The sequence below is a fragment of the Sphingopyxis sp. YR583 genome (genome assembly GCF_900108295.1).
Taxonomy (GTDB): domain Bacteria; phylum Pseudomonadota; class Alphaproteobacteria; order Sphingomonadales; family Sphingomonadaceae; genus Sphingopyxis.
The window spans coordinates 236,103-256,300 of record NZ_FNWK01000004.1; the positions used below are offsets into that span (position 1 = coordinate 236,103).

The 20,198-nt window shown below is 62.7% G+C and carries 16 protein-coding genes; 6 read left to right on the plus strand and 10 right to left on the minus strand.

Going from position 1 to position 20,198, the window contains the following annotated elements:
* Positions 1–15: 15 nt before the first annotated feature.
* The 4 genes from BLW56_RS18510 to BLW56_RS18525 all read right to left on the minus strand — a co-directional run bounded on the left by BLW56_RS18510 (position 16) and on the right by BLW56_RS18525 (position 7,137).
* Positions 16–1,212: a M20 aminoacylase family protein gene (locus BLW56_RS18510; protein WP_093512475.1), complete on the minus strand. Its 1,197-nt coding sequence runs from the start codon at positions 1,210–1,212 to the stop codon at positions 16–18.
* A gap of 114 nt (positions 1,213–1,326) precedes the next feature.
* Positions 1,327–2,934, minus strand: a complete 1,608-nt coding sequence (locus BLW56_RS18515) for an AbgT family transporter (protein ID WP_093512625.1) — start codon at positions 2,932–2,934, stop codon at positions 1,327–1,329.
* Between the two features lie 100 nt (positions 2,935–3,034).
* Positions 3,035–6,037: a TonB-dependent receptor plug domain-containing protein gene (locus BLW56_RS18520; protein WP_093512476.1), complete on the minus strand. Its 3,003-nt coding sequence runs from the start codon at positions 6,035–6,037 to the stop codon at positions 3,035–3,037.
* 182 nt (positions 6,038–6,219) lie between these two features.
* Complete coding sequence (locus BLW56_RS18525) at positions 6,220–7,137, minus strand: LysR family transcriptional regulator (protein ID WP_093512478.1); 918 nt, start codon at positions 7,135–7,137, stop codon at positions 6,220–6,222.
* Positions 7,138–7,240: 103 nt separating this feature from the next.
* Here BLW56_RS18525 and leuC point away from each other — a divergent pair, with 103 nt between their 5' ends.
* From leuC to BLW56_RS18540, 3 genes are read left to right on the plus strand one after another with little or no spacing between them, the layout of a single operon-like run.
* Complete coding sequence (leuC, locus tag BLW56_RS18530) at positions 7,241–8,677, plus strand: 3-isopropylmalate dehydratase large subunit (RefSeq protein WP_093512479.1); 1,437 nt, start codon at positions 7,241–7,243, stop codon at positions 8,675–8,677.
* Positions 8,677–9,291: a 3-isopropylmalate dehydratase small subunit gene (gene leuD / locus BLW56_RS18535; RefSeq protein ID WP_093512481.1), complete on the plus strand. Its 615-nt coding sequence runs from the start codon at positions 8,677–8,679 to the stop codon at positions 9,289–9,291. The genes leuC and leuD overlap by 1 nt, the downstream gene beginning before the upstream one ends.
* The gene (locus BLW56_RS18540) at positions 9,291–10,193 is read left to right on the plus strand and encodes an alpha/beta fold hydrolase (RefSeq protein WP_093512627.1); all 903 of its coding nucleotides are present in this window, start codon (positions 9,291–9,293) and stop codon (positions 10,191–10,193) included. Before leuD ends, BLW56_RS18540 begins: the two co-directional genes overlap by 1 nt.
* 8 nt (positions 10,194–10,201) lie before the next feature.
* Here the strand turns inward: BLW56_RS18540 and fahA are convergent, their stop codons facing one another.
* Positions 10,202–11,500, minus strand: coding sequence for a fumarylacetoacetase (fahA, locus tag BLW56_RS18545; protein ID WP_093512483.1), 1,299 nt, complete (start codon positions 11,498–11,500; stop codon positions 10,202–10,204).
* On the minus strand, positions 11,500–12,729 hold the full coding sequence (locus BLW56_RS18550) for an amino acid aminotransferase (protein WP_093512485.1): 1,230 nt from the start codon (positions 12,727–12,729) through the stop codon (positions 11,500–11,502). Before BLW56_RS18550 ends, fahA begins: the two co-directional genes overlap by 1 nt.
* Before the next feature lie 102 nt (positions 12,730–12,831).
* On the opposite strand from BLW56_RS18550, the gene BLW56_RS18555 reads away from it, so the two are divergent.
* Positions 12,832–13,302, plus strand: coding sequence for an Lrp/AsnC family transcriptional regulator (locus tag BLW56_RS18555; protein WP_093512487.1), 471 nt, complete (start codon positions 12,832–12,834; stop codon positions 13,300–13,302).
* A gap of 318 nt (positions 13,303–13,620) precedes the next feature.
* On the opposite strand, the gene BLW56_RS18560 is transcribed toward BLW56_RS18555, so the two are convergent.
* The 3 genes from BLW56_RS18560 to BLW56_RS18570 all read right to left on the minus strand — a co-directional run bounded on the left by BLW56_RS18560 (position 13,621) and on the right by BLW56_RS18570 (position 16,092).
* Positions 13,621–15,108: a hypothetical protein gene (locus BLW56_RS18560; RefSeq protein WP_143043509.1), complete on the minus strand. Its 1,488-nt coding sequence runs from the start codon at positions 15,106–15,108 to the stop codon at positions 13,621–13,623.
* A 107-nt stretch (positions 15,109–15,215) separates the two neighbouring features.
* The gene (locus tag BLW56_RS18565) at positions 15,216–15,650 is read right to left on the minus strand and encodes an energy transducer TonB (RefSeq protein WP_177176026.1); all 435 of its coding nucleotides are present in this window, start codon (positions 15,648–15,650) and stop codon (positions 15,216–15,218) included.
* Between the two features lies 1 nt (position 15,651).
* Positions 15,652–16,092 (minus strand): hypothetical protein, encoded by a 441-nt coding sequence (locus BLW56_RS18570; protein ID WP_093512492.1) that lies wholly within the window; start codon positions 16,090–16,092, stop codon positions 15,652–15,654.
* Between the two features lie 215 nt (positions 16,093–16,307).
* Between BLW56_RS18570 and BLW56_RS18575 the strand changes: the two genes are divergently transcribed.
* Both BLW56_RS18575 and BLW56_RS18580 read left to right on the plus strand, forming a co-directional pair.
* Entirely contained in the window at positions 16,308–16,859 is a 552-nt protein-coding gene (locus BLW56_RS18575; RefSeq protein ID WP_143043510.1) for a hypothetical protein, read from the plus strand.
* Positions 16,860–17,177: 318 nt separating this feature from the next.
* The gene (locus BLW56_RS18580) at positions 17,178–18,020 is read left to right on the plus strand and encodes an alpha/beta fold hydrolase (protein WP_093512496.1); all 843 of its coding nucleotides are present in this window, start codon (positions 17,178–17,180) and stop codon (positions 18,018–18,020) included.
* Positions 18,021–18,414: 394 nt separating this feature from the next.
* Here BLW56_RS18580 and BLW56_RS18585 read toward each other — a convergent pair whose 3' ends face one another.
* The gene (locus BLW56_RS18585) at positions 18,415–20,196 is read right to left on the minus strand and encodes an AsmA family protein (protein WP_143043511.1); all 1,782 of its coding nucleotides are present in this window, start codon (positions 20,194–20,196) and stop codon (positions 18,415–18,417) included.
* Between the last annotated feature and the right edge of the window lie 2 nt (positions 20,197–20,198).

A 20,198-nucleotide genomic window follows, 5' to 3' on the forward strand; every position in this document is an offset into this window, starting at 1 on the left:
GTCTCCCCGGTGGGTCTATTTCGGTAGGAATGCCTCGGCCAATGCGACCCACAGCGCCGCTCCCGTCGGCGAAATGCTGTCGTCATAGGCATAGCGCGAATTGTGGAGCATCACCGCCCCTGGGCCCTCGTCGCCATTGCCGAGCAGCAGGAAGCAGCCGGGAACGACGTCGAGATAGCGGGCGAAATCCTCGCCCCCCATGCCGGGCACGTCCAGGTCGACGAAGCGGTCGGCGCCGACGACGCCGATCGCGATGTCGCGAACGCGGGCGTAGAGATCGGCGGGATTATGCAGGGCAGGGTAGCCGCGCTCGTAATGGAGTTCGGCGGTCGCACCGAAGGATGCGGCGACACCCGTCACGATCTCGCGCAGCCGTCGTTCGGTCGCATCCTGGCTCGCCTTCGAGAGCGTGCGGACAGTGCCGCCCATGCGCGCCTCATCGGCGATGATGTTGAACGCGGTGCCGGCCTCGACCTTGCAGATCGACACGACGACGGCGTCCATCGGGTCGGCATTGCGCGCGACGATGCTCTGCACCGCGACGGTGATATGCGCCGCGACCAGCACGGGATCGATGGTGAGGTGCGGTCGCGCGGCGTGGCCGCCTTTGCCCGTGACGACGATCTCGAACTTGTCGGCGGCGGCATAGAGCGCCCCGGCGCGCCCGGCGAGCTTGCCCGCGGCGATGCCGGGGCGGTTGTGGATGCCGAAGATCGCCTCCATCGGGAAACGCTCAAACAATCCGTCGCGGATCATCGCGCTGGCGCCGCCATCGGGGTCGCCGCCGGGGCCCTGATAGCCGAGCGATTCCTCGGCGGGCTGGAAGATCAGATGCACCGCGCCGTCGAAATTGCGCGTCGCGGCGAGTTGTTTCGCGGCGCCGAGGAGCATCGTCGTATGACCGTCATGGCCGCAAGCGTGCATCACACCGGGCGTGCAGGATTTATGATCGGACTCGGTCAATTCGGTCATCGGCAGCGCGTCGATGTCGGCGCGGATGCCGATTGCGCGATCCGACTGGCCGGCACGGATCGTTGCGACGATGCCGGTGCCGCCGATCCCGGTCTGAACCGCGTCGACACCGAATTCGGCGAGCAGGTCGAGAATGAAGCGGCTGGTGCCCTGTTCGTGAAAGCCGAGCTCGGGATGGCGGTGGATATGCCGGCGCCAGGCGGTCATGTCGGCTTCGAGTGATGTCAGGTCAACGGACATGGGGACGCACCTCCTGGCGCAACGGCGAGGTCAGGCTAGGGGTGCCGCGCCGCTTACCCCAATGCTTATTGGACATGCTTATATGTTCCGCTTCGATCGTCATGGCTGACTCTCTCAGGGTACGGCGTGTGCCGCCACCTGATAGAAGACCTGGGCGTGCGGGCCGAGAGGAAGGTCGAAGACGACCCACGCAACGACCATCATGATCCCCGTCGCCATGAAGCAGAGCGCGTAGGGCAGCATCAGCGCGAGCAGCGACCCGACGCCCATCGATTTGTCCCACCGCTGGCAAAAGACTAGGACAAGCGGGAAATAGCTCATCAGCGGGGTCATGATATTGGTATAGCTGTCGCCCATGCGATAGGCGGCGGTCGTCATTTCGGGGCTGATACCGAGCAGCATGAACATCGGTACGACGACCGACGACAGGACGCTCCATTTTGCGGTCGACGATCCTATGAAAAGGTCCATCAACGACGATAGCAACAGCACGCAGACGAGCAGCAGTGCTGGGGGCAGGTTCATGCCCTGCAATTTCTCGGCCCCGCCGATCGCGAGGATCGGTCCGATCCCCGACCAGTTGAACATCGCGACGAAATGCGCGGCAAAGAAAACGAAGACGAGGTAGGGAGCAATCGTCTTCACGCCCTCGCGCATCATCGCGATCACGTCGTTCGAATTTTTGACCGTGCCAACGGCGCGCCCGAAGACGACGCCGGTCAGCAGGAATAGCAGGAATAGCGCGGCGATCATCGAGGCGTAGAGCGGTTGCAGGCGGATCGGGCCCTCGGCGTCTTGATCGATAAACGGCGTATAACCGGGCCACAGGCATAGCGCGGCGAACAGTGCGGTGACCAGCAGTGCGGCAATGCCGGCGTGGCGAAGCCCCCGACGCTCATCGCCGCTGAGCTCGCCTTTTTCCAGATCGGCGCGAAGCTCTTCGTCCACCTCTTCGTTCCAGGTTCCGAGGCGAGGTTCGACCACCTTGTCGGTGACGAACCAGATGATCGGTGTGAAAAAGACGACGATGCCGAGGATGAAATACCAGTTGCCGAGCGGGTTCATCGTCCAGCCCGGCTCGACGATGCGCGCGGCTTCCTGCGTGAAGCCGAACAGTAGGACATCGAGCTGGCCGGGCATGATGTTGCCGGCATAGCCGCCCGACACGGCGGCGAGTGCCGCGGCAATCCCCGCGAGCGGATGACGTCCGACTGATGCAAAGAGCACGGCCGCCATCGGGATCAGTACGACATAGGCGGCGTCGGCGGCGTGGTGCGACACCATGCCGACCACCGCGATGATTGGGGTCATATAGCGGCGCGGCGTATTGCGCAGCGAACCGCGGATCAGCGCAAAGAACAGTCCGGACCGCTCGGCGACCGCGGCACCCATCATGATCGTCAGGATGATGCCGAGCGGGGTGAAGCTGGCATAGGTGCGCGGCATTTCGGTAAACAGCCGGGCGATATTATCGGCGGAGAACAGGCTCGACGCGCGATAGGTGAGGGTCCCGTTTATCAGTTCGGCGCCCGCAGGCGCCTCCTTGCCCGAATAGGGCAGCGACGCGCTCCACCCGAGTGCGGCGCCGATCGCCGACACGATCATCAATATGCCGATCAGGTAGAGGAAGATGATCGTAGGGTCGGGCAGCATATTGCCGACGCGCTCGACGACGCCAAGGAAACCTCTCTGACGCGCGGGACGCACGATGTCGGTACTCATGATCGCGCCTTCCTGACCGGCCAAGGGGGATTCTCCTTCGAAAAAGACATGAGGCCCGCGCGCGCGAATGTCACGCGGGCCTCATTTGCCTGGATCAGGGTCAGAAGTTCACTTCGAGCCCGAACCGGATGACGGGGCCGAATTGATCGAAACCGCCCCCCGACGGATCGATCACCTGAACCGACTCCATCACCGGCAGCTTTTCGTTGAAGAGATTGGTGACGCCGAACGAGAGTTTCGCTTCCTGTTTCCCGTTCATCGACAGCGTATAGGACGCCGAAATGTCGTTATAGAAACGCGACCCCGTGCGGTCGGGCGACAGCAGCTCGCGGCTGATCCCCGGCGAAATGTCGGTCAGCGCCTGGCTCGACTGATAGCGTCCCTGCCAGCCGAGCGTCAGCGGACCGTTGCTGTAGGTCAGCCCGACGACGCCCTTGTATTTGGGATAGCCGTAGAAGCCCTCGAGCACCGTGTAGAGGTCGGGCCGCGCCTGGAAGGTGAAGGTGCGGAGACGGTGCAGATAGGTGAAGGCGAGGTTGGCCGAGAGGCGGCCGGCGCCGAGCGGGCGGGCATAAAATAGCTGCGTATCAAGTCCCGAGGTCTGCAGCTTCGACGTGTTCACATAGGTGCTTCGACCGCCGATGATGCTGAAGAAGTTCGCTCCCGGTGTCGTGTCGCGGGTGATCAGCGCGCACAGGTCCGGATCGGGGCCACCCGCGCGGTCGACGCAATTTTCAGCGATCGCTTGCGGGCTGAGGAAGCTGATCGCATCCTCGATCTTGATGTCGAACCAGTCAGCCGAAATCTGGAGGCCCGGCAAGAAATTCGGCGTCAGGACGAAGCCCGCAGTCCAGCTGTCCGAAACCTCGGGACGAAGATCCTGGTTGCCCGACACGATGAACGGTACCCCGATCCCGCCGCTGACCGGGATGAAACCCGTCGGCCGGCCCAATGCGGCGCAGTTGTCGGCACGATTGGGATTCTGGCCGAGATTATTTTGCGAACAGGGGTCGTTGACGTTGGTCGTCTGACCCTCGCTCGGACGGAAGGCTTCAAAGATATTGGGGGCGCGAATGGCGCGGCTGAGCGTTGCGCGGAGGCGGAACCCGTCGACCGGTTCCCAGATCGCGCCGGCTTTCCACGACGTCGCTTTGCCAGCGTGACTATAGTCTGCGTGGCGTACTGCGCCCTCGACCGACAGCAACTCGGCAAAGGGCATGCCGGTCAAAATGGGCACGCTCAATTCGCCGAAGAATTCGGTGACATGATAGCCGCCCGAATAATCTTGCGACGACGCCTGATTGGTTACGCCCGCCTTGATCAGTGGATCGGTGGTGCGGCCGTTGCGTTCCTTGCGATATTCGGCGCCGAGCGCGATGCCGATGGACCCGCCGCCCGGCATGGTCAGGAACTTGCTCGAATCGCCGGAGAGTGAAAAGCCGGCCGTGGTTTGCCGCACGAAGGCGCGGGATACCGTTGTTGTACTCACGAAGTCGCGCGCGTCCTGCGAGCTGGCGGTCGAGCCGAAGGGATTGAACGGCACGCAGGGACCGCTGCCGACGATAGCGGGCCGGACATAACCGACCGGCTGCAGCGCGGGCACATCCATGCGGCAGCGTATCTGCCCCGAACCGGGATCGACCACGGCGTCGAGCGCGGCGCGAAGGTTCGGCAGCAGCATGCGATTGTAACCGGTGAACTTCGCCTTGGTACGGCCATAGGTGCCATAGATATCGTAGCGGAGATCGGAGAAGCCGGTTTCGAACTCGCCTTTCAGGCCGCCGACGAAGGACAGGCTGTTGCGATCGACCTGGCTATAGCGCAATCCGACGTCGGTATAGAGGCGATCGAGTGACAGCGTCGTTGCACCGGCCGCGAGCAACTGCTGGCGGAAGGTTTCGTTGAGGAAGGCGTTCTGTGCGATGTTGATCGGCTGTGCGGCGCGGAGCACGGGCTGCCCCCGTCCATAGCTCGACGTATTGTTATAGTCGGCGCCGAAATAGGCCCGCACATTGTCGCTGAAGTCGAAATGGGTGCTGAGGTTGAGGTTGTAGCGCTCGATATCCGGAACGATCGAAATCGAATCGTCGAAACGGAAGCAGGCCGGGCCGCAATTGTCGAACTTCCCGAACAGGCTGCCATCGGTGAAAAGTGGTGTCGGTGCGGGACGCGGCGTGCCGTCGTCGTTGAAGACGAACGCACCGAGGCCGCCGGTGTCGCCGCGGAGCCCCACGGCCCCGTATCCCGAATATTGGAAGGCTTCGCCGCCGGGCACGATGATATAGTCCGGAATTCCGTCGTTCGGACCGGTGTCGGCCGGGTTGATCATCGCGACATTGTTTCGCATGTCGGCCTGCCGCGGGGTGATCTCCTTCACCTTCGTGTAATCGGCTGCCAGGGTGATGTTGCCGCGGCCCCCGGCGAAATTCTTGCCCGCCACAATGCTGCCGCCATAAGTGAAACCTTCCGGCCCGCGGGCCGGCTGCGACCCGTTGAAGGACAGGCGAACACCGTCGAAATCGTCTTTGGTGATGATGTTCACCACGCCCGAGACAGCGTCAGAGCCATAGATGGCCGAGGCGCCGCCCGTAATGATCTCGATCCGCTCGATCAAATTGGGATTGATCGAATTGAGGTCGAGCGCCGCGCTGTCGGTGGCACCCGCGACACGGCGTTTGCCGTTTACGAGGGCCAGCGTTCGGTTCGACCCGAGGTTGCGAAGATCGACGACCGCGAGGCCGCCGCTATTCTCGCCGCGCGAGCCCGAGGCGCCGCTTTGCTGGCTCTGCTGCATGCTGCCCGAAAAGCCGATGGCGGGCTGCTGGGCGAGCGCGCGGCCAATGTCGAACTGCGCATTGTTGTTGTCGAGCGTTTCGGAACTGACGACGCCGACCGGGGTCGGAAGATCGAGGACGGGGCGACCGATGCGTGACCCCGTGACGACGATGTCGCTAGCCCCGTCTAGCGCTTGCTCCTCGGTCGGTGAGGCGGTGTCCTGCGCGTTCGCGGTGCCCGCAAGGCCCGCGCAAAGTGCGATCGCGATAAGCGATGTGGAAATTTTGAATGTGCCGCGTGCGGCTGCAGTTGCCGGTCCCTGGATCATATTTTTTCTCCGCCCTGAACCCTGCCAAAGCCGTCCGTTCGTCGGTTAGTGCAAGGGCCCATCCTGTCTATGGACATGCGGACATCGTTCCCAATGCCGGTTCGACATAGAATCATTCGTGCCGTGTGGGCGGAGTATGCGCATCATTATTGCGCGACATTCGCGGGCTTCCGACCGATAGCTCAGGCGGTTTCGGCCTTCAGCCGGTTCTTCAGCATCATCCAGAATGCTTCGACGCTGGGGCTCCGCCGCGCGATCGGCTTATAGATGCGGATCTCGATCGGGACATGCCAGCGCGCGTCGCCCGCGGATACAAGGCGACCGCTCTCGAGGTCGTCAGCCGCGACGCTGAGCGGTGCCCAGCACAACCCGCGCCCGTCGCGCGCCATAGACAGCAAGGCGGACGCCATGTGCGAACGGAACACGGTACGCAGCGATGCCGAACCGGCGGAGATCACCTGCGCCGCTTGCAGGATCCTGCCCATGCCCGACTTTTCCTCAAACTCCAGATAGGGGAGGGGCTGGCCGCCGCCGCCCGGGAGGGGGTGCATGGGCGTCCCGTCGCCGAGCGGCGCGGTCACCGGCATCAGCACATCCTCGCCCAGCGCCAGCGAGGCAAAGCCCGCCGGGTCGAGGCGGTGTTGCGCCGCCGTATGGTGGTGGCACAGCAGAAAATCGGCCTTGCCCTCGAGCATGAAGCGCTCGCATGCGGCCATATTGTCGGCGATCAGCGTGATCGTCCCCGCCTCCTGACCATCGTGCAGGCTGCGGAGCCAAGCCGGGAAAAAGCTTGTCGACAAGGCGTGTGTCGACGCAAAACGGATTTCATTGCTCAGCGTACCGCCGATTTCGCGGACGTGATCGCGACCCAATGTCAGCCGGCGCATGATCTCTTCGGCGAGGACTCGAAAGGCTTGCCCCGCCTCGGTCAGCGCGATGCGGTGCGTGTCGCGATCGACAAGCGTCGCCCCGACCCAGTCCTCGAGCGCGCGAATGCGTCGGCTGAATGCCGGTTGGGTCAGATTGCGGGCTTCGGCTGCGCGGGAGAAATTCCCCTCATCCGCGAGTTTGATGAAGTCCTCGAGCCACATGATATCCATTTGCAGTCCACTCGTCGCATCAATTGATACTGTCCCGGCATTGGCTTGATCCAACCGGTGCAAGGTAAGCCCCGCCTGCGATTTCGCAGTGAAGGGTAGAAGAATGTCGGCGCCAAAAACGCTCTACGACAAGATCGTAGACGAACATCGTATATTATCTTTCGACGAATCGGGCGATGCTGGCGAACGATTGTTGCTCTATATTGATAGAACGGTGCTGAACGAATACACAAGCCCCCAAGCGTTCAGCGGCCTTCGTGCCGCGGGGAGAAAGCCTTGGCGACCCGCCGCGTCGCTTGGGGTGGTCGATCATGTCAATTCGACCAACCCCGATGCGGGTGCTGGCACGCTTGACGACGGCGCGCGACGGCAGATCGAATATCTCGGCGAAAATGGCCACGATTTCGGAATCGAAATTTTTGATCTTTTCGATCCGCGCCAAGGGATTGAGCATGTCGTGATGCCCGAACTTGGCATGGTGCTTCCCGGCATGGTGATCGCTGCCGGAGACAGTCATTCGACGACCTATGGCGCATTTGGCGTCGTGGGCTTTGGCATCGGCACGTCGGACATCGAGCATCTGCTCGCGACGCAAACGCTCGTCTATCGCCGACTGAAGGCGATGCGGGTGAATGTCGATGGCCGATTGGCGCCAGGGGTGACGGCGAAGGATCTGATCATGGAAGTGATCCGCCGGATCGGCGCCGATGGTGCATCAGGCCATGCGGTCGAATTTGCGGGTACGGCGATCGAGGCGCTGGGCGTCGAGGCGCGGATGACGATCTGTAACATGGCGGTCGAATGTGGTGCCCGTGTGGCATTGATGGCGCCCGATGAGAAGGTCATCGACTATATCGCGGGTTGCCCCCGCGCGCCCTCGGCGGAATTGCTCGAGCAGGCGCGCGCCGAATGGTCCTTGCTGCATAGCGATCCCGGAGCCCTATTTCACAAGGAGATCGAGCTGGATGCGGGTGAGGTGCCGCCCATGGTGAGTTGGGGCACCAGTCCCGACCAGTCGTTGGCGATCACTGACTGCGTCCCCGACCCCGATGACATTCCGGTCGCACGCCGCGCCGACGCAGTTCGCGCGATGGCATATATGGGGCTGTCGCCGAACACACCGCTGCAGGACATTGCGATCGACCGTGCCTTCATCGGGTCGTGCACGAATGCGCGTCTGTCGGACCTGCGCGATGCAGCGAAAATCCTGAAAGGTCGCAAGGTCGCCCCAGGAGTCCGTGCGATGATCTCGCCCGGGAGCAGCAATGTGCGACGCGCGGCGGAGGACGAGGGGATCGACCGCATTTTCATCGACGCCGGGTTTGAATGGCGGCGCTCGGGTTGCTCGCTCTGTCTCGCGATGAACGACGATAGCCTTGCGCCGGGCGAACGCTGCGCGTCGAGCACCAATCGCAATTTCGAAGGACGGCAGGGGATTGGCGGACGCACACACCTTATGAGCCCGGCCATGGTGGCTGCGGCCGCGGTGACCGGCAAGCTCGCCGACGTGCGCTCGCTCGCCGCGGTGGGAGCGTCGTGATGGAGCGGTTTCTGCGCGTCTCTGGCCCGGTTGCGGCGATGCCGGGAGCGAATATCGATACCGACGTGATCATGCCCAAGGCGTATCTCAAGGGCATCGACCGGTCTGGGCTGTCGATCGGCCTGTTTCACGATCTGCGCTTTGACGAAAGCGGTACGGTGCGGGAAGATTTCATCCTCAATCGCCCCGATATGGCGGGCACGCGCTTCCTGCTTGTCGGCCCCAATTTCGGCTGTGGTTCGTCGCGTGAACATGCCGTGTGGGGCATGCTGCAATATGGCATCCGCGGCATCATCGGGTCGTCCTATGGCGCGATCTTTGCGGACAATGCGGCGAACAATGGCTTGCTGCTGTTGTCCCTGCCGGTCGAGGATGTTGGGGCGCTTGCCGCGACGCTCGAAGACGGGGCGGGAGAGATGACCGTCGACCTTGAGGAACAGCGGATCGAGATCGACGGTCATGGGACTGGATTCGATATCGACCCCGCGGTGCGGCGCGCGCTGATGCTGGGGCTCGACCGGATCGGCGAAACGCTGACCCATGCCGAGGATATCCGCGCGTTCGAGAAAGCCTATCTCGCGCGCAAGCCGTGGCTTATAGCCGGGCAGGAGTGATGAGCGCACACCCGGACTATTCCGATCTGATGCCCGGGTTTTGCTGGGCAGACATCGACGCAGACGGCGTGCGGATCCGCGCCGCGATCGGCGGCTCGGGGCCGCCGCTGCTGTTGCTTCACGGCCACCCACAAACACATCTGACATGGTTCAAGGTCGCTCCCGAACTGGCGAAGCGCTTCACCGTCGTCGCGACCGACCTGCGCGGGTATGGCGACAGCGAGAAATTGCCGGGCGATGCGCTCCATCTCAACTATTCAAAACGCGCGATGGCTGCCGATCAGGTCGCGGTGATGACGGCGCTCGGGTTCGGGCGGTTCGACGTCGTCGCGCACGATCGCGGCGCGCGCGTCGCGCACCGCATGGCGCTCGATCATCCTGATCGCGTCGCGCGGCTGGTGCTGCTCGATATTGCGCCGACCGCGACGATGTACGACCAGACAGACCGGGCGTTCGCGACGCGCTATTTCTGGTGGTTCTTCCTGATCCAGCCGTTCGACCTGCCCGAACGGATGATTGCGGCCGATCCCGATCATTTTCTCGACCGCCATCTTGCCGGACAGATCAAGGTCGAGGGCTCGCTCGATCCGCGTATCGTGGCTGAATATCGACGCTGTTACCGCGATCCCGCGACGCGCCACGCGATCTGCGAGGATTATCGCGCGGCGGCGAGCATCGACCTCGACCATGATGCCGCCGACAGCGACCGCCGGATCGAGGCGCCGCTGTTGCTGCTGTGGGGCGCACAGGGCACGGTCGGCGAGCTTTTCGATGTCATGGAAAGCTGGCGGCCGAAGGCGGTCGACCTGCGCGGACGCGCGCTGCCGTGCGGGCACAGCCCGCAGGAAGAAGTGCCGGATTTGTTGCTGGCCGAACTCGACCGCTTTTTCACCGCGACCTGACGACCCGATCAGCGCGCGGGCAGAATGATGGCGCGGCATTCGCCAAAGCCGATCGACACAAAGCCGTCGGCATCGGCTGACGCGCGCAGGATGACTTCGTCACCATCTTCCAGAAAAGCTCGCTGTTCGCCGTTGGGAAGCAGGAGTGGATCGCTGCCGCCCGTCGTCAGCTCAAGCAGACTCCCGAAGCCGTCCCGTGTCGGCGCGGAGATCGTGCCGGTGCCGAGCAGGTCGCCGGGGGTCAGGTCGCAGCCGTTCGAAGCGTGATGCGTGACGATCTGCGCAAGCGTCCAATACATGCTCGTCGCCGGGCCACTGCTCAGTCGGACGGGAGCGGCACCTGCGGCGCGCATGGCGGCTGTGAGCAGAAAGACCTCAAGCGTCAGCCCGAACGCGCCCTGCGCCTGATCGGCCGTGTCCCACAGATAGGGAAGGGGGGCAGGATCACCCTCCGGCCGCGGAGGCTGGGCGATGCGAAACGGCGCGAGGGCTTCGGTCGTCACCACCCAGGGCGACACGGTCGAGTGAAAATTCTTGGCCAGGAAGGGGCCGAGCGGCTGATACTCCCATGCCTGAAAATCGCGCGCGGACCAGTCATTGAACAGCGAAAGACCTGCGATATGGCGCCCGGCGTCGCCGATTGCGATCGGGTCGCCCAGCCTGTTGCCTTCGCCGACCCAAACGCCGAGTTCGAGTTCATAGTCGAGCCGATGCGTGGGTCCGAAGATCGGCGCACTGGCTTCGGCGGGCTTCTGCTGACCGCTCGGCCTGACGACTGGCTCGCCCGACACGCGCACCGATGAGGCACGGCCATGATAACCGATCGGCACATATTTATAATTGGGGAGCAACGGATTGTCGGGGCGGAACTGGCGACCGACATTGTTCGCATGATGGATGCCGACATAGAAATCGGTGTAGTCGCCGATCCGCGCCGGAAGGTGCATAGTGCAGGCCGCGGCGTCATGCAGCAGCGGCGCGACGATGCTCTCCATCGCGGGGTCGGACAATATTGCGCTCAGTCGCCGTCGTAACGCCGCGCGGTCGGCGGTGCCGAGCGCCATCAGTGCATTGAGCGTGTCGTCCTGGCATGTTTCGCTGACCGGTGCGGGGAGCAGGTTGGCGACCGCACAGTCGCGAAGGTCCAATATGGAATCGCCGATTGCGACGCCGGCGCGTGGGGCCGCGCCGGGGAATGAATAAATCCCGTAAGGCAGGTTCTGGACCGGGAAACAGGGATGTCCGTTCGCTGACGCGACCCAACTGGTGCGTGCCGCATCGTGGGTCTCGTCGATCAGCCAGCGCATTATCGTGCCTCCTCGGCCGCATCGAGGTGAGGCAGAAGCGCCTGCACGAAGGTGGGTACGGTTTCGGTATGCAGACCGGCGATGTTTATACGCCCGTTTGGCGCCATATAGATGCCGTGATCCTCGCGCAGCGTGGCGATTGCGTTAGTGGACAGAGGCAGCATTGCGAACATGCCCCTCTGCGCGGCGATTGTCGACAGGCGCGAATCTGCGGCGGCGAGCGCTTGGCGAAGGCCATTGATCCGTGCACGCATAACGTTGAGTTCGGCCTCCCATTGGGCCCGCAACGTCTCGTCTTCGAGGATGATGCGCACCAGCGCGGCACCATGATCGGGCGGCATTGACCAGAGGCTGCGCGCGAGGGTCAGCACATTTGAGCGGACGGAGCCAGCTGTGGCTGCGCTGGACGATTGCACCCAAAGCGCCCCGACGCGGTCGCGATAAAGGCCGAAATTCTTGTCGCAGCTGTAAGCGAGCAACGCAGTGGGCAGGGCATCAAAGATCATACGCGTCGCGGCGGCGTCGTCCGTAAGCCCGTCACCCAATCCTTGATAGGCGAGGTCGACGAAGGGAATCAGGCCGCGGGCCGCGCATAAGTCGGCAAGGGCGCGCCACTGATCGCGCGAGAAGGATACGCCCGTCGGATTGTGGCAGCAGCCGTGGAGCAGCAGCACATCGCCCGCGCGGGCCTCGGCGAGATCCTCGATCATCGCGGCAAAATCGATCGAGGCGGTGATCGGGTCGAAAAAGCGGTGGCTGCGCGTCTCCAGCCCTGCTTCGGCGAAGATGGGGCCGTGGTTCGGCCAGGTCGGCGTGCCGATCCAGACCCGCGCGGCACGGTTGGCCCGTGCAAGCAGTTCGGCGCCAAGGCGTAGCGCGCCGGTTCCGCCAGGCGTTTGCACGCCGGTCAATCGATCGTGCGAGGCGTGGCCTCCAAATACGACGGCGGCGAGCGCCTCCGTATAGGCGACGTCCCCCTCGGCTCCCAGATAGGATTTGCTGTCTTGTGTATCGATCAGCCGCGCCTCGGCCGCCTTGACAGAATGCATCACCGGGGTGCGTCCGCTATCGTCGCGAAAGACGCCGACGCCGAGGTCGATCTTGCCGGGACGCGGATCGGCGCGATGAAGCGCGATCAGGCCGAGCAGCGCATCGGCGGGTTGGGCGGTGAGTGACGCCAAGGGATCAGGCAGGATCGCGGCGAGCGGCGAAGAAAGATCGATTGTCATATGCAAGATATCGCAGCAAGATCGCGATAAATCTTTTCATAATTAGAGTTTTTTGCCAATATTTCGAGAAATTATGTCATATTATTCCATTTCGGAGAGAAAATGATCAATCTGGATGCCCTCGATCGCAAGATCATCGACGCGCTGCAGCGTGACGGCAACCTAAGCAATGCGGAACTTGCGGATCGGGTAGGCAGCACGGGGCCATCCTGCTGGCGGCGAATCCGGCTGCTTCAGGATGCAGGCGTGCTCGCGAAAAATGTCTGGCTCGTCGATGCCCCGCGGATCGGGCAGGGGGTCAACGTGCTGTGCAACATCCGGCTCAAGAGCCATTCGGCCGAACACACAGCTTCATTCGAGAATTTTGTCTGCGATCAGGACCGGGTCATGGAGTGCCTGTCGATGTCAGGCGAATGGGATTATCAGATCCGCGTCGTGGCGACGGACGTCGCCGACTACGAGATCTTCCTGATGCAGACGCTGCTCCGCAATGAGGCGGTGGCCAGTGCCGCGTCGCACTTCGCCCTGCGCGTCGTCAAATATCAGACCGTGATCCCGCTGCCGATGAATTAGGTGTCGATCATGCAATTGTGATCGCGCCGGGCCTCGCCGTAGGCGAAACAGACTTTGCAGAACGTTCCACGACTGTCTGGAGCAGCTTTCAGGCGGACGCCGGCTTGCCGTCAAAAATGGTCGCATTTGCCGCACCACGCTCTGTTTCACGTCTGGCTTGGTGACAAACGAAGGCGCCAAGTGACATGATGCCAAGCTATGGCGCGACGAAGAATGGCAATTCCTCATGGATTTTGCTTGAAAGTCGACAGTCCGCATGCGGCCATCTGGAGCCACCATCCATGATCGCTGGCATTCGGGAAGGCACCGCGAACGTCGCTACCAACCGATCGGGGTACCCGCTTGCACACGCTTTGCCCGAGCCGGGGCCAGCATGGCGAAGCGGTCGACAGCGCCGCCGCCGCAATTGCCGTTCTCGCCAAGGATCGGAGCGGAATATCGCGTGTTGTAGATGTCGAGGACAACGGCGCCGCGCTGCATCGTGAACCATCGCCCGGTCCCTTTGCTTCGAGGTCCAACCAGCGCGCTCGTTATGGCATCGTTCCTGATCGCATAGGTCCAAGGACGGGCGTCGAGCTGCTTCCAGCCGCCACTGCGCTGCATGGCCGCTACCGCATCGGCTTGGCTCAGCGATGCATCGCAATAGTGCGTCGTGTCATTGGTCCAGCGGTCGGTTCGCGATGTGCCTGAAAGCACAAAGTGCGTCCGTACCGCGCTCAGCATGCCGCCCACCAGCTCATATTCGACGAAGGAGGAGGCGTCTGCGTCGAAGCTGCCCGCGAGCGCCTGCTGCGCTTGGTGCAGGTCGATGCCAAACACGGTCATCGTCAGATCGCAGCGGATCTGGACGATCCGGCCGCGGCTGCCAGCGCGCTCGCTCCAGACAGGCTGGGCGCGGATTCCGGTCTTGCCGAGAGTCGATGTGAAAAGCTGGTCGGTCAGCCGGCCCATATTGTCCAGCATCTGCTTGTCGTCGCCCGTCGACAGGCAGACCAGGGCGCGGCCGGCGGCGTGGGCGAGTTGCTCGTCGGTAACTGCTGTGCCGAGTGCGAGCCCCATGAAATAGGGACCATCGGTGCGATCCGAGATGCGCGCGCATCGTCCGATCTCGGCCTCCATCAGCATCACCCAGTCGGCATCCTTGCGGCGTCCGCTATAGCCATGGACGCGATCATCCGTACAAAGCCGCGCGTTTGCCGCCGGCGCGCTTGCTCCGGCGCGCCAGATCGCTTCAGCCGCCCGGATCGGCGCCTCGACAAGGCGGCGGTTCTCGGCATTCTCGGCGGCGATCCGTAGCTCCTTCTCTCGCCATTCCGCCTCAATGCGCGCGCGGCTTTCCTCGGCTCGCCGGATCTCCGCAAGCAGCGCTTGCCGACGCGCCTCGTTATTTGCGGCGCTCGTCGCCTTGGCATCGGCCATGACGCTCGCGCCGCCCGACGAGCTTAGCAGGACTGCTTTGGCGCGCGGCGACCGCAACAGGCGCTCGGCAAAGTCGCTCCGCTGCATCGTCGAAATATTGCGGCGGTATGCCTCCTCTAACGCTGCAGCCGCGCGCGTGACCTTTTCACGCGCCGTGCTGCTGGCGTCGGCACATTTCTCGATCATCTCGACGATCCGTTCCGCATCGGTGAGCGCGAAGACCGCGGATTCCTCGTCGGGAACGCTGTCGAGGGCGGCGGCCAGTGCACGGTCGAACGGGCCAAGGGCGCCACGCGCGTCGCCGCTCGCCGCGGCGGCCAGCAGCTTGTTTCCTGCCGGGACGGCCGACTGGAACGGGCCATAATTTTCGAGGACGGAAACGCGCACACGGCATGCGGCGGCCAGCGGGCTCGGAGCTACGGTCTGGGCATGTCCGGGACTGAACAGGAGCGCGCCAAGTCCGAGCAAGAGACCTCGGCATGCCGCAGCGCGCATCACTCCGGAGCGCTCCAGGTGAGCGACCCCTCAAATTCTCCCGGGACGGGCTGGCAATCGCGGATCGTGGGAGTAAACCGCGCCCGGCGCGTGAGGACCCGCATCGTGGCGGCCGCAAGATCACTGTCGGGGCTTTCCAATATCTCGACATTCTCGGCTCGGCCGGCGACGGTCACATTGACCCGGTAGACGACCCGGCCGCCGCGCCCTTCACGAAGCGCGCGCTGCGGATAGTCCTCCATTGTAATCCAGGTCGACTGGTTGCGTGGTTCGGCTTCGGCAAAACGCTTCGGGCAGGCAGTCGGAGCCGGCAACGTGCCTTGTGCCACGGCCGTCGCCGCGACGCTTGAAACCAAAGCGCCGGCAACGGCGCAGACCATGCGAATGTTCATCTTTCCTCCGGAGAATTTGGTGCCAGGCAATGCGCGGGTCAAATCACGCGTTTCGGCAGACGCCCGCCTCGTTCACGACCGCATAGGAGCCAACATAGGTTGTCATCGTCAGGACATATCGCTTCACGCCGGCGTCATCGACGTTGACGTGCAGGAGATAGCTCAGGTTCGCGCCGCCTCCGGTCAGGCCGAAGTCTCCCATGATGTCGCTCTTCTGCAGGAAGTTGATGTCGATCGAGCCGGCGCGGGCGGATTTGAAGCCCCACTGTTCCTTGTTCCAGATGATGTCGGGCCGGCCGCCGCCGTCGATCACCACCTCGAAACTGTCTTCCGCCGTAACCTCTGATGGCGCGGTCTGCGCTTTGCCGCCGATGAAATAGGTCTGTTGTCCGACGTCGGGCGAGCATTTCAGAACGGTCGCGTCGGCCGTCGCTGGAGCAAGGCATGCGCCCAAGCCCAGCATAAGGATCAGTACATAGTTCATTGATTCCCCCCAATGAGTACAAGGGCACGACTAGCGGGATTTCTGCGCTCGTCATCTCAAAAATCGAACCAGTCGAGGAATTGAATGGAAATTCGGGAGGGGAGACAGGTCCGTGCCATGCCCTTAGATATTGCGGTCAGGGAGCGAGGCGCGGTTGATACGCCGCATGCGATCTGCTGTTAAGGGCCCGGGGGCGCTCAGGGGGGAACGCCGGCATGATGTCGAAGGGGGAATATATGAGGGTTCGGGGGCTGAAGCTGTTTGGCGCATTGCTCTTTATCGCAAGCCTGGGAGCATGCGACTGGAAATCGGACACGCCCCTTCTTTCCGAAGCGGATTATGTGACTCCCGCGATTGCGGGGACATATACGATGACAATTCAGGGGGCTCCCGACCCGCAGCGGATTGTAGAGAGACCGGGGCGGCAATTCGCACTGGTGGACTCCGGCAACCGGGAACTTGTCTTTTACTTGGCGGCGCTTCCGGAACTCGAACCCGGGATCGAGCTGTTTCTCGCGGAGGCCTCCGAAAAGCCACATAAGTATGAGTATTTTATCGTCGGGCTCGAGCGCGGGAGGCTCGACGTGTATTTCCCGGTTTGCAAGAATACCGCCCTGCGGCCCGGTATCGAGGAGACGGATTCCGGGGCATGTAAGTTCAACTCACGGGCGGTGCTCATGCAAGTCACTCAGGAGGCCATTGCTGACATGCGGTCGGCGAAGGTACGCCAAAGCGGCTTTGTTGTCCTACGACGCGACAAGGATTAGCGAAAGGCAGGTCTACGACTGCCCGAACGAGCTTGGTCAAATTCCGTCGCCGCGTACCGCTTTTCCGATCGGCGTGGGCAGGGCGGGCCCGGACCACTGTCCCAAATCAGGCATGAGATAGCCTATCTCGCGGCGCAGGTCGCAAATTCATTTTGTTCCGCAAGAACGTCTGCTTTCCGGGAATTCCCTCCCTAAACCTGACTGTCTCTAATCGGCCACTTGCATACGTTCCACTTTTCAGATGGCAGCCCACGGCTTGACGGGGGCGGGCAGTAATTCCAATCGACTAAGGTGGCTGGCACGGGCAGAGACGCCGCTATGAGCAACCATGACAAGTCGCGGGCATGGCGAAGCGGCATTTGCCGCGCAAACGGCATAGACATCCACTATCTCAGAACCGGCGGTAACAAGCCTCCGCTGGTTGTCCTGCACGGGTTGATTGGAAGTGGTGCATGCCTCTCGCCGCTGGCACAGGTGCTTGAAGATCATTTTGATGTCATTCTGCCCGATGCGCGCGGCCATGGAGAGTCCAGCGCTCCCGAGCAGGGGTATCTCTATCCCAATCTGGCCGACGACATTATCGGTCTGGTTGCGGAGCTTGGCCTCGAGGCGCCAATACTGGCAGGACATTCCATGGGCGGGATGACCGCGGCGCTGGCTGCCAGCAAGCTGCGTTTGGCAATCGAGGCCCTCGTTCTGATCGATCCGACCTTCATCAGCCCGGAATGGCAAAGGGAGGTTTATGAAAGCGATATTGCGGCAGATCATCGGCAATTGCTTCAGACATCAAGGGATGAACTGATTGCTCAGGCGCGACTTCGCAACCCTAGCCGCTCGATCGAACTGACCGAGTTTCTGGCCGATGCGCGGTTTCGCACCTGTATGAGCGCATTCGAAGTCCTTACACCGCCCAATCCGGACTGGCGGGCGCTCATCCGGAACATAGACGTGCCGGTGCTGCTGCTCACTGGTGATCGAGGTGTCGTCTCGCCCGAGACTGCTCAAGAGCTGGCTAACCTCAATCCTTCGCTACGTCACGAGCTCATTGCCGATGCCGGCCACGGCCTTCCGTACGACATGCCCGCCCAGTCGGGAGCTGCAATGCTGGATTTCCTGCTGAAACTTGCCATCATTCGAGACGATCGGAACGCGGTAGACTGATTCCTATTTCCGAGGCTCGTCCAGGATATCTGCTACGGACCATGTTCGCTGGTTTTGACGCGCCATCCAAAGCGGACTGACCGCAACCGGTCGCGGCCGGACTACATCAACTGTCGACATCAATGCTGCAGCGTATGAATTTTCTGCAGCGCTGGGAACGGCTTGGGCACCTCCGGAGTAATCTGGCCGAGCTTCAAAACAATAAGGATTGAACGCTTTCCACCGGGCCGCGCTCGCGCGCGGTCCGGACTAAAGCAGGGCTGCCTGCGCCAATTGCTTGCAGTTCACTGACGATGGGGGCGGAGCGCCTTCCTTCTTGCCTCTATTCCTTCGCAGTCCCAGCGCGCTGCCGATCGAGCGGCCGATCGAACCGATGATCCCTTCGCCCGAGCCTTTACCCGGCGCCGGCTGGCTGTCGACGCTGATCGAGGGATTTGAGAAGGTGCCGCCGATACGCAGCGGGTCGACCAGCTTCAGGACGGGTTTGTCTTTCGACGCACCGGCCACTGTCAGCGCGACCGTCTCCTCGTCCAGGTTGATCTGCCCGCGTCCGCTGCCGCGCGACACGGCAGTCGCGATCAGAAAAGGCGAGGGGCGAAGGATCCCGTTTTTTTGCATCGAAGGCGAGGATCGCGCAGGTGAGCGGCGTCATCGCGTCATCATCGCCGAGCTTCTGGCCGATCGCACCGCCGAGGTCTTGGCCAAGCACGAAGGCCGCGGCGCGGTTCATAGAGCCGCGGCTCGCGGTGAAGGCGATCTTGCCCGACCCGTTGCCGAAAGCCTGACGGATCGTGGTGCCACGTCCCGTGATCCGGACAAGGCCCTGTACGGGGCCGCGGATCATCTCCGGTTGGCCGACCAGGGTTTCGAGCAATGCCCCCTCGACCCTGAGTTCGGTCGAGAGAATCGGCGTGGTTTTCGTGGAGTCGACCTTGACCCAGCCGGTCATTCGTCCTGCGTCGAGCTTGGCCACGGCATTATCGAGCTTGAGGATGCGGTGATCGAGGGTGAGATCGCCCTTGAGGCTCCGGAACGCCGAGCCGCCCTCGACGAGAAGCTGAACGATAGAAAAGCGGATGATCCCGTCGGTCGGCCCCATCCGGCTGAGATCGATCCGTGTGTCGGGAATGACGCGCTTCCCGATTCTTGCTTCCTTCGCACGCGCCGCGGCCAGTCCCGCATCGTCGGCGAGATCGTCAAAGTCGAATTGCGGCGCCTCGATCGTCGCGTCGATCTTGGTCCGGCCATCGCGCTTGAGCACAGTCGCTTTGGCGCTGATCCGCGAACGGCCGATCGTGCCGCCGAGCCTGTCGATGAACCAGTCCTCGCCGATGTGACGGACCGAGCCCGAAAGGTCGATATCCTGCGTGCCGAAGAGGCCCGCTTCGATCACATAATCGAGCTTCTTGAGGCTTGTGCCCCTCGCCGTCATTTTTACCGTCATATCGCGAAAGTTGAGCGGGCCGGCGGTCGTACCGGTCGCGGACACGTCGAGGGCGTCCGAAGTGAGGCTCGCCGAAAAGGGCCAAGGGCCATTGCCCGATGGCGCTGCGAGGGCTTTGCCACGCGCCTTGAGGCGGGCTGGCGTTCCGTCGAAACTGCCAACGGCGTCGATGGCAAGGCCCTGGATGTCGTCGGCCGTGACCGTACCGGTGATATCGAGACGCCGTGTCGCATCGCGAAGCGTGAAGCGGCCCTCGTCGATCAGTAGATGACTCAGCGAAGGCGCGCCGCTATCTGCTCGCGGCGGCTTGCCGGAACGCCCCGCCCAATTGCTGTTGCCCTTGGCGTCACGGACAAGAGCGATATCGAGGCCAGTGACGCTGATCCACTGCGGATCGGGGTCCCCGGCGAGGAGGTCGAAGATTGAAAGCCGTGCGCTGGCGCGCGTCACTTTCAGAAAATCTCCTTTGCCCGCCCATGCAGGCTGTACGATCCGCAGGTCTTGGACGACGATCTCGGGCGTGAAGGAAAAGGCGCTTGTTCGCGACAGGGCACCTATTGTGACCGGTGCCTCGAATTCGGCCGAGAGGTGCCGTTCGGCCATGCCTTTGAACATGCCAATCGGAAAGGCTGCCGCACCGACAAAGAGGGTGAGGAGCAGGATTGCGGCGGCTGCGAGCGCGATCCTTGTCTTTCTTGAAAGGGAAATGCGGGGACTTTTTGCTATCGCCATTC